Raw genomic sequence first — 11,014 nt, forward strand, 5'->3', positions numbered from 1 at the left:
GCCGCATAGAGATTTCGACATGGACGTTCGCCGCCCCCTGTACCAAGCCATCGCCAGCGCCATGGCCGGCATCCTGTTCCTCAACCCGATCGTTGCCGCGGCCGCGCAACTGACGGTGGACCAGGCCGCCGGCGGCAACACTCAATTGGGCCAGGCCGGCAACGGGGTGCCGGTGGTGAATATCGCCACGCCCAGTGGCAGCGGCCTGTCGCACAACAGGTTCACCGACTACAACGTCGGCCAGCAGGGGCTGATCCTCAACAACGCCACCGCCAAGACCCAGGCCACCCAGCTCGGCGGCATCATCCTCGGCAACGCCAACCTCAAGGGCCAGGCGGCCAACCTGATCCTCAACGAGGTCACCGGTGGCAGCCCCAGCCAATTGCGCGGCTACACCGAGGTAGCCGGCCAGCAGGCCCATGTGGTGGTAGCCAACCCGCACGGCATCACCTGCAACGGTTGCGGCTTCATCAACACGCCGCGCGCCACCCTCACCACCGGCAAGCCGATCGTCGAGGGCGGTCGCCTGGAGCGTCTGCAGGTCGAAGGAGGCGCCATCGGCATCGAAGGCCAGGGCCTCAACGCCAGCAATGTCGACCAGTTCGACCTGATCACCCGCAGCGCGCAGATCAACGCCGAGCTGCACGCCAACCAGCTCAACATCATCACCGGCGCCAACGACGTCAAGGTCGCCGACCTGGCCGTCAGCCAGCGCGCGGCAAACAAGGCGGACGAACCGCAACTGGCCATCGACAGCTCGGCGCTCGGCGGCATGTACGCCGGCGCCATCCGTCTGGTCGGCACCGAGGCCGGCGTCGGCGTGAAGCTGGCCGGTAACATGGCGGCCAGCGCCGGCGACATCCAGATCGATGCCAACGGCCAGCTGAGCCTGGCGCAGACTGCGGCCAGCCGGGATATCCGGCTCAAGGCGCAGAACATCGAGCTGGGCGGCAAGGCCTATGCCGGGCGCAATGTGGACGCCCAGGCCAGCCAGGCCCTGAGCCTGGCTCAGGGGCAGAGCCTGGCGGCGCGCGAGCGCATCGCGCTGAAGGGCGCGCAGCTGAATAACCAAGGCCTGATCGAGGCCGGGGTGAACGGCGACAACAGCCGCAATCAGCTCGGCGATGTCCAGCTGAGCGGCGACAGCCTGCGCAACGCCGGCAAGGTACTGGCCAGCCGCGACCTCGACGCGACCGTCGGCGGCGTGCTGGACAACCGTGGCGGTGCTCTCAACGGCAAGGCGAGTACCCGCATCACTGCCACGACCCTGAACAACCGCGAAGATGGCCTGGTGCTGTCCAGCGGCAACGTCGCCGTCGCGGTCGCCGAGCTGGATAACAGCGATGGCCTGATCGCCAGCGGCAAGGGTCTCAAAGTCAGCGCCGCCGCCACGCTGAACAACCAGGGCGGAGAGCTCTCCAGCCAGAACACAACCACCATCGAGGCTAAGCAGATCGATAACCGCGGCGGTCTGCTTTTCGCCGAAAACGCCCTGAGCGTCACCGCCAAGGCCCTGGACAACAGCGCCGCCGGCACCCTGAGCAGCCGTGGCAGCCTGACCGTGCGCGACGCCGCCGTGGACAACCAGGGCGGGGCCATCGTCGCCGACCAGCACCTGAAGCTCGCCGCCAAGAGCCTGGACAACCGTGGCGGGGCCGTCAGCGGCAAGGCCGATGTCATCATCGAGGTGGCGGATGTGCTGGCCAACCAAAGCCGGGGCAGCGTGCGTGCCGACGGCCGGCTCGAGGTGAGCGCCGGCGAACTGCACAACGGCGCCGGCGGCCAGCTGGCCGCCAAGGGTGACGTTGCGGTACGCGCCGGCAGCCTGAGCCAACAGGGCGGCGAACTGCTCAGCCAGGGCAAGCTGACCCTCGCGGCCGACCAGGTGGATAACCGCAACGGCGGGCTGATCGCCGCCACACAGGGCGTTGAAGTTAACGTCAGCGAGTCACTGCGCAACGGCGGCGGAGAAATATCCACCCATGGCCAGGCCAACCTGCGTCTGCATGCCGCCGCCGGGCAACCGGCCGCGCTGCTGGACAACAGCAACGGCGGCCTGATCATCGGCGACCGCGGCCTGACCCTCAGCGTGCAGCGCCTGCTCAACCACACCAAGGGCGTGCTCTCCGGCCGCGACCGCCTGGTGCTGGTTGGCGACAGCCTGGACAACTCGGCGGGCGGCACCCTGAGCAGCCAGCAGGCGCTGAGCGTCGAACTAACCGGCGCATTGCATAACCAGGCTAAGGGCGCGCTGATCAGCGGCGGCAGCCTGACTGTCGACGCGGCCAGCTTGGACAACAGCGGCGCAGGCCTGCTCTCCACTACCGGCAACTTGACTGTCGACCGCGCCGCGCTGAACAACCAGGGCGGCAAGCTGATCAGCGACGGCCAGCTGACCGTCACCAACGGCAGCCTGGACAACAGCAATGGCGGCGTCATCAGCGCCAAGCAGGCGCTGTCCATTGGCACCGGCCAGCTGGACAACCAGAATCAGGGCCTGATCACCGGCGGTGCCGGGCTGAGCGTGACAGCGGGGCAGATCAAAAACCATACGCGGGGCGCTATCCAGTCGCAGGGGCAAGCGCAGGTTACCGCCACCGGCCTCGATCAACACGCCGGCGGCACGCTGACCAGCGCAACCGCGCTGACCCTCGACCTGCAAGGCGGTGCGCTGAACAACCGCGACAAGGGCTTGCTCGCTACTCCCGGTGCATTGCTGCTTAGCAACCTCGGCGCAGTCGACAACAGTGCCGGCGGCGAGATCTCCAGCGCGCAGAGCTTCCTGCTCAAGGCCACGCGGCTGGACAACAGCGGCGGCCGCATCATCAGCGGGCAGGATCTGCAGCTGCAGATCGCCGACAGGCTGCTGAACAATCTCAAGGGGACGCTGTCCGCCGCCCGGCTCACCGTCGAGGCGAACAGCCTGGACAACTCCGGCGCCGGCGTGCTGGCCAGCCAGGGCGACCTGAAGCTCAGCCTCGGCGGCCAACTCGATAACCACGACCAGGGCCTGATCTCCGCCGGCCAGGCGCTGACCGTCGTCAGTGGCTCACTGGACAACTCCCGGCAAGGCCTGCTGGCCAGCGACGGCGCCCTGCAACTCACCACCGGTGCGGCGAACAACCAGGGCGGCACCCTCGCCAGCCAGGCCACGCTGAACGCCAGCACGGCCGCACTCGACAATCGCGGCGGGGTCATCAGCAGCCAGCAGGCGCAGACCCTGGCCGCCGCCGCCGTGAATAACCGCGATAAAGGCCTGATCACCAGCGCCGCCGGCCTGACCATCACGGCCGCCAGCCTGGACTCCAGCAACGCCGGCGAGGTCTCGGCCAAGGGTGACCTGCGCCTGACCGTGGCTCAGCTGATTCAACAACAGGGCCGTTTGATTGGCGAGGCCGGCGTGCGCCTCGATCTGCAGGGCGGCGATCTGGATAACCGTGGCGGCCTACTCAGCGCCAAGGGCCCGCTGACCCTGGAGAACCTGGCCAAGCTGGACAACCGTGGCGGCGAACTCTCCAGCAGCCAGGGCTATAACCTGCACGCCAAGGAAATCGACAACGGCGACCAGGGCAAGCTGATCAGCGCCGGCAGCCTCGGCCTTGACCTGGGCAGCGGCAAGCTGCGCAATGCGGGCGGCGGGCTGATTTCCGGCTGGCAGGGGCTGACGGTCAAGGCCGGCAGCCTGGACAACAGCAGCGAGGGCACCCTGTCCAGCCGCGACGGTAACCTCACCGTCGAGCTGAGCGGCGCGCTGAACAACAGCGGCGAAGGCGCGCTGGTCAGCCAGGGCAAGCTGACGGTCGATGCCGCCAGCCTGGACAACAGCGCCAAGGGCATTGTCTCCGGCGCGGGCGACCTCGCCCTGACCCTCACCGGCACGCTGAACAACTCGGGCGGCGGCCTGATCGATAGCCAGGGCGCGCTCACCGCCAAGGCCGGCGCGGTGGACAACCGTGCCGGGCAGATCGGCAGCGAGAAGGCCGCCGCCATCACCGCCGCCAGCCTCGACAACAGCGCCGGCCAGCTGTCCAGCAACGCCGCGCTGACCCTCACGCTCGGCGGCGACCTGCTCAATACGCAGAAGGCCAAACTGGCCAGCGCCGGCCCCCTGGTGCTCAAGGCCAAGGCCATCGACAACCAAGGCGGCAGCCTGATCAGCCAGAACCTGCTGCAACTGACCGCCACCAGCCTGAACAACGCGGGTGGCGGCACCCTCGCCGCGCGCAACGCCCTGGACATCGTCCTGGGCGGCGCGCTGAATAACGGCACCGATGGCCTGATCCACAGCCAGCAGGGCGCCATCGACCTGCGCGCGCAGAGCCTGAATAACAATGGCGGCACCCTCAGCGCCCAGCAGAGTCTGGTCGTCAACCTGGACGGCAAGCTGGCCAACCAGGGCGGCCGCATCGAGAGCCTGGCCGGCAATCTCGACCTGCAGAAGTCCACTGGCGTGGACAATGGCGGCGGCGTGCTCAGCAGCCTGCAGGGCTGGTTGAAGCTGGTCAGCAGCGGGCTGTTCGACAACGACACCGGCACCACCCAGGCGCAAGCCCTGACGGTCAACGCCAAGGGCCTGGACAACCGTGGCGGCCATCTCTCCGCCCTGGCCGGCGATACCTCTATCGACCTCGGCGGCGCCACCTTCAACAACCAGGGCGGCGGCCTCTACGCCAAGCAATTGCTGAAAGCGATCGCCGGTGACTTCAACAACCAGGGTGCCGCCCAGGGTCAGGGTGGCAAGGTCGCCGCCCAGCGCATCGACTTCGGTCTGGCCGGCGCCCTGCGCAACGGCTACGGCATTCTGGAAAGCGGCAGCGCCCTGAGCCTCGCCGCCGCCAGCATCGACAACCAGCACGGGCGCCTGCGCGCACTGGGCTCCAGCGGCATCACGCAGATCGATGGCGGCTCCCTGGACAACCGCAACGGCACCATCGAAACCGCCAACGCCGACTTGGCGCTGAACATCGCCGCCCTGCAGAGCGGTGGCGGCCGCATCCTGCACACCGGCAATGGCCGCTTCGGCCTCAGTGCCGCTCAGGTGATGGGCGCCGGCGGCGACCTCGGCACCAACGGCCTGCTCAGCCTCAGCGCCGACAACTGGACCAACAGCGGCGTGCTGCAGGCCGGCCGACTGGTGCTGAATATCGGCAACTTCACCCAGACCGCGACCGGCCAGCTGCTGGCCGGCCAGTCGCTGAGCGGCACCGGCGGCACCTGGACCAACCACGGCCTGCTGGCCAGCGACGGCACCCTCGATCTGAACCTGACCGGCGCCTACAGCGGCAACGGCCAGGTCACCAGCCTCGGCGACCTGAGCCTGAAAGCCGCCAGCCTCGAGCTCGCCAGCAGCGCGCGTATCGCCGGCGGTGGCCAGACCACCGTCACCAGCAGCGGCCTACTGACCAACCGCGGCCGGCTGACATCGGCGGGCGACCTCCGCGTCACCGCGAGCACCCTGAACAACCACGGCACCCTGGGCAGCGCGGAAAAGCTGCGCATCGCCTCGCCGAACCTGCTCAACGAGCACGGGTTGATCTTCAGCGGCGATGACATGGTGCTGCGGGTGGATAACTTCACCAACCGTTATGCGGACGTGTACAGCCTGGGGGGCATTGCTCTATCGAAGAATGATCAAGGCGCCTGGGCCAGTCGGTTCGACAACCTCTCCGGCTCCCTGGAAAGCGTGGGTGACTTCAGCCTGAAAGCCACGCTAATCAACAACGCGCGCGCGATCCTCGACATCGACAACGCCGGCAAGTACACCGCGAAGATCACCGAACTGCCTTGCAGCGGCTACTACGGAGCAGGGGACTGCAGCGGCAAGCGCAATGGCGTATGGGAAATCATCGAGCGGGACAAGCTGGAAGTGACCCAGGCCAGCGCGGCCTCCAGTATCCAGGCCGGTGGCGATCTCCAGCTGGTTGGCGGCACCCTGACCAACAGCAGCAGCCTGATCAGCGCCGGCGGCAACATCACGGCCAACTTGACGCGCCTGGAAAACACCGGGGTCGAGACTGGCGAGATCGAAACCCGCCGGATCTTCACCTCCGAGCGAACCCGCAATATCGGTTCCTGGCAGGCCGAAGCGAACCAGTTCACCGCCACCTACTGGTACCTGAGCCCCGGCTACAACCCAAATAACCTCGGCGGCCTGGAAGCTGCGCTTGCCCACTTCATCGGGCGTATGGAGCGCGAGCAGACCCGCTTCCGCACCACTACCAACATCGCCTCGGGCAACCAAACGTACGCCGCCATCATCCAGGCCGGTGGCAATGTAAGCATCACCGCCCCACAGCGCATCGACAGCGGGGTGATTCGCCCCAGCTATGCCTATGTGGCTGGCGGTACCCGCACCGGCAACACGGGGGTCGGCGGCTCACGCTTCTCCACCCCGGTAAGCCTGAGCGCTCAGCTGCCGCCCGACCTGCGCCAGCAACAGATCAACCCGCTGACCCTACCCGGCTTCAGCCTGCCGCAGGGCCAGCATGGCCTGTTCCGTCTCAATAGCCAGGCCGCCAGCGCCGGCAATGCCAGCCAGACCAAGGGCGCGAGCGGCGACAGCACGATCGTCGGCAGCGCGGTCGCCGTCGGCGGCGGGCAGCAGGCCCAAGGGCCAGCAGCGACCAATGGCAGCGCCTGGCGCGTGTCGGGCGGGCAAGCCAGCGGCGGCAACCCGAGCGATGCCGCCGCCCTGAAGCTGGGAGGCGTGCAGAACCTGCCCAGCAGCGCGCAGCCCCGCGCCAACCACAAATACCTGATCGAAACCAACCCCGAGCTGACCAACCTCAAGCAGTTCCTCGGCTCCGACTACCTGCTCGGCCACCTCGGCTACACCCCGGACAACACCCAGAAGCGCCTGGGCGACGGCCTCTACGAGCAACGCCTGATCCGCGAGGCCATAGTCGCCCGCACCGGCCAGCGCTTCCTCGCCGGGTTGACCAGCGACGAGGCCATGTTCCGCCATCTGATGGACAACGCCCTCGCCAGCAAACAGGCCCTCAACCTCAGCTTGGGCGTCAGCCTCAGCGCCGAGCAGGTGGCCGCGCTGACCCACGACATCGTCTGGCTGGAGGAGTACGAGGTGGCCGGCGAGCGAGTGCTGGTGCCGGTGCTCTATCTGGCCCAGAGCGAAGGCCGCCTGGCGCCCAACGGCGCTCTGATCCAGGGCCGCGACGTCACGTTGATCTCCGGCGGCGAGCTGAACAACCAGGGCACCCTGCGCGCCACCGGCAACCTCGATATCAGCGCCGGCAACATCAACAACAGTGGGTTGATGCAGGCCAACGAGCGCCTGTCCCTGCTGGCCACGGACAGCATCCGCAACACCCAGGGCGGCATCATCGCCGGGCGCGACGTCAGCGCCATTGCCCTGACCGGCGACATTCTCAACGAGCGCAGCGTCACCACCCACGAGTCCGCCCAACGCGGCTACACCCATCGCGAAGACTTCATCGGCGCCGCTTCCCGCATCGAAGCGGCAAACGACCTAACGCTGGGAGCCGGGCGCGATATCCGCAACATCGGCGGCGCCCTCACTGCGGGGCGCGACCTGAACCTCGACGCCGGCCGCGACCTGCTGATCCTCTCCGCCCAGGAACACGACCTGACCCGGCGCGAGGCACGCAAGAGCAACAGCCGCGTCGAGCAGATCACCCAGCACGCCTCCGAGGTCAGCGCCGGGCGGGATCTGGCGCTCTCGGCCGAACGCGACCTGGCCGTCATAGCCAGCCGGGTGAGCGCCGACCAGAACCTGAGCGTGGTCGCGGGCGGTGACGTCCTCATCGGATCGGCGGCCAACGAAAGCCACGACGAGGCCCACCGCCGCGGCGGCGGCAAGCGGGTCGACAAGGAACGCAGCCTGGTGACCCAACAGGGCGCCGAACTGAGCGCCGGCGGCGACCTGCTGATGAGCGCCACGGGCGACATGACCCTGGTCGCCAGCCAGCTCAAGGCGGGCGAGGAGGCTTATCTCTACGCCGGCAACGATCTCAGCCTGCTGGCGGCGGAGAACCTCGACCACAGCCTCTACGACATGCAGAAGAAGGGTTCCTGGGGCAGCAAGGAAGCCCGCAAGGACCAGGTGACCCGCACCACCCAGGTCGGCACCGAGATCGTCACCGGCGGCGACCTGACCCTGGTCAGCGAAGGCGACCAACGCTACCAGCGCGCCCGCCTGGAGAGCGGCAACGACCTGACCCTGGACAGCGGCGGCGCCATCGTCTTCGAGGGGGTAAAAGACACCGAGCAGCAGGTCCACGAGAAGAGCAAGAGCAGCTGGGCCTGGAACTCCATGGAGGGCAAGGGCAACACCGACGAGACCCTGCAACAGAGCCAGCTGATCGCCAAGGGCGACATCGTCATCCGCGCCGTCGACGGCCTGAAGATCGACATCAAGCAGGTCAACCAACAGAGCGTCAGTCAGACCATCGATGCGATGGTTGCGGCGGACCCTGGCCTGGCCTGGCTGAAGGAAGCCGAAAAACGCGGTGATGTTGACTGGCGGCGGGTGAAGGAGATTCATCAATCCTTCAAGTACAGCCATTCCGGGCTGGGTGGGGCCGCGGCGATGATCATCGCGATCATCGTGACCTACCTTACGTGGGGGGCGGGTGCTGGCTTGGTAGGAGCGGCGCAAGGTACTTGGCAGGCCGCTGCCGCAAATACAATAGTCAGCTCTGCCGCATCAAATGCTGCCACTAGCACCATCAACAATCGGGGCAATCTAGGTGCGGTTGTTAAAGACGTCACGTCCAAAGAGGCTGTCCGCGGCTATGTGGTATCGGGAGTTACCGCAGGGCTGACCGCGGGGGTATTTGACGGGTTACTCAAGACCAGTACCGACCCGCTTACCGGGAAGGTCACGATCGACCTTTCAAGCCTGGAAGGCGTTGGCCGCTTTGCCGGCAATCAGCTACTGCAGAACGGTACGTCTACTCTGCTGGACCGCGCTCTAGGCGGTAATAGCAGCATCAGTGATGCCCTGCGCAGCAGCCTGGCCAATACTTTTGCGGCGGCGGGCTTCAACCTGGTCGGTGATCTGTCGGCAGCTGGAAAATGGGACCTGAAAGACGGCAGCCCGGCCAAGATCGGACTGCACGCAGTGATGGGCGGCCTGGCGGCAGAAGCGGCGGGCGGAGACTTCAAGACCGGCGCCCTGGCGGCCGGTGTGAACGAAGCCCTCGTCGATAGCCTGTCCGATTGGTACGGGCAGATGGACCCGGAGCAGAAGAAAAGCCTGCTGGCGATGAACTCGCAGGTGATCGGTGTGCTGACGGCAGCGGCGCAGGGAGGGGATGAGAAGGCGCTGCAGACGGGGGGGTGGGTCGCGAAGAATGCGACCACCTACAATTACATACTCCATCAGGAGAATGCCGAAGAAGCCATTGAGGATGCGGCCGAACGATGCAAGAAAGATCCGCTATGTCCTACAGGCGGTGCAAGCATCGATCAGGGCAAGGTGCTAGGGGCATTAGGAGCACTGGCCACCAAGGATGAGGTCGCCGTACGAGGATTTGATCAGGAAACATTGCTCTTCGCGAGCTACATGCTGCGGCGAGATCCCGATCTGCGCGATCAAATCTTTATTCCGGAAACGCCGGGCGAGAAACTGCTCGATTGGGGGCGACTTGCTATCGACTTCTTCTTCCCGACTCCGACCGGCAAGGCGCAAGCTGTCACGAATGTTACAAAGAACGTTTCGGCGGAAGCAGCCGAGGCTTTAGAAAAGAAATTTGCTGACGCCCTAGCCCAAGAATCGAAGGCTGCAGCGAATGCAGCCGCTCGTTCGTTGGATGAGTTGCTGCCTAATGGCAAGGTTCCAAGCGTAAGAAATGGCGAGTTCAGCAGTTGGTTTGATAACTTGTCTACGACGGAGCTTGACCTTCTCTGGCAGAACAAAGCAGTTCGAGAAGTGGTAGAGTCAAGAATACGCCAACCCGGTGGCTTGCATGAATGGTGCATGGTGTGTCGGGCTCCCGAGTTCAAGAAATGGGGGGTGTCGATGGCTGAAATTCAGCGATTCAGGACGAAGACAACGGAATTAAAATGGACCAGTCCAATTGATGGAAAACCTGGTGGGCACGGAGGATATGCGTCTAGCACGTTCCATAACGAACTAAAGCAGGTTGTCGATAATAGTAAATCGCTGGATGACTTTAACTCAGGCATTATAGCCTTGCGTGACCGATGGAAAATTGACCCGAAGCTCTTGCCGTCTTTGCCAAAGGTAGGGGGTAACTAGGATGAGTTCCTTGCTGTCTGATTGGTGTGACTTCTGTGAGGGTAGGGCTAGTTTTGATAAATCCCATTTTTTGGGCCTGTTAAAATCTCACTCTTCAGATTATGAGCTCAGAAAAATATTTTCTTATTTTCCACGCAAAGAGGAGCTAATAAACAGGGCAAGACTCGTCATCGGTTCGGGTTCTCTTGAAGAAACAATATACTTGGTGCCCTCGAAAATTAGTTCGGATTCAGAGCTGATTGAACTTGGGAGGCACTGGTTAGCACAGCAGGGCAGAATGTGTGCTCTGCTTAAGGACACCGAGCTTCAGTGCATATGCCAGGAGGCGGAGGTTCTTCTGGTTGAGGTAGAGGTTATAGATGAGGCTCTCAAGAACGATATTCCGCATTTCTGGATTTTTGAGCTATTCGGGGATGTGATTAGAGAGCGCAGAGTTATAGACACAGAAGAAGCATATGCTTTGTTCGAGGCTCTTTATGGATTGGCTGCAGACTATTATCTCGCTTGGTATATAGGCGGCCCGCTTGTTGATGTCGAATTAGACTTTACTGCGTATTTGGAGTTGTGGAGTGCAGGCGGGCGGTGTGCCCTCACTGGAGAGGCCCTGCTAGTGTCTAGAAGATAGTCTCGGTCTCTAGGGAAGGTCTGAAGTAGACCGGTTTTTCTGGCTGACTTCGGCCTTCGCCAACTTTGAAAGCGGCCAGTGGGTCAAAATCGACCAGATGGCTCGCTCATTACGGTGTTTCTGGCCGCCGCAAGCACCTCGCGGCAGCC

At 64.6% G+C, this 11,014-nt stretch carries 2 protein-coding genes; both read left to right on the forward strand.

Going from position 1 to position 11,014, the window contains the following annotated elements:
- The first annotated feature begins 19 nt into the window (after nucleotides 1–19).
- Nucleotides 20–10,240 (forward strand): filamentous hemagglutinin N-terminal domain-containing protein, encoded by a 10,221-nt coding sequence (locus AAFN46_RS19840; RefSeq protein ID WP_347810422.1) that lies wholly within the window; start codon nucleotides 20–22, stop codon nucleotides 10,238–10,240.
- Nucleotide 10,241: 1 nt separating this feature from the next.
- Nucleotides 10,242–10,865 carry a hypothetical protein gene (locus AAFN46_RS19845; protein ID WP_347810423.1) on the forward strand — a complete coding sequence of 208 codons (624 nt, stop codon included), beginning with the start codon at nucleotides 10,242–10,244 and terminating at the stop codon, nucleotides 10,863–10,865.
- Nucleotides 10,866–11,014: the final 149 nt, after the last annotated feature.

This window comes from Pseudomonas sp. CAU 1711, from assembly GCF_039888625.1.
Classification (GTDB): domain Bacteria; phylum Pseudomonadota; class Gammaproteobacteria; order Pseudomonadales; family Pseudomonadaceae; genus Aquipseudomonas.

Bases quoted from the DNA above. Each gene is read 5' to 3' on its own strand.
- AAFN46_RS19845 (WP_347810423.1), top strand. From the start codon at position 10,242: ATGAGTTCCTTGCTGTCTGATTGGTGTGACTTCTGTGAGGGTAGGGCT.
- AAFN46_RS19840 (WP_347810422.1), top strand. From the start codon at position 20: ATGGACGTTCGCCGCCCCCTGTACCAAGCCATCGCCAGCGCCATGGCC.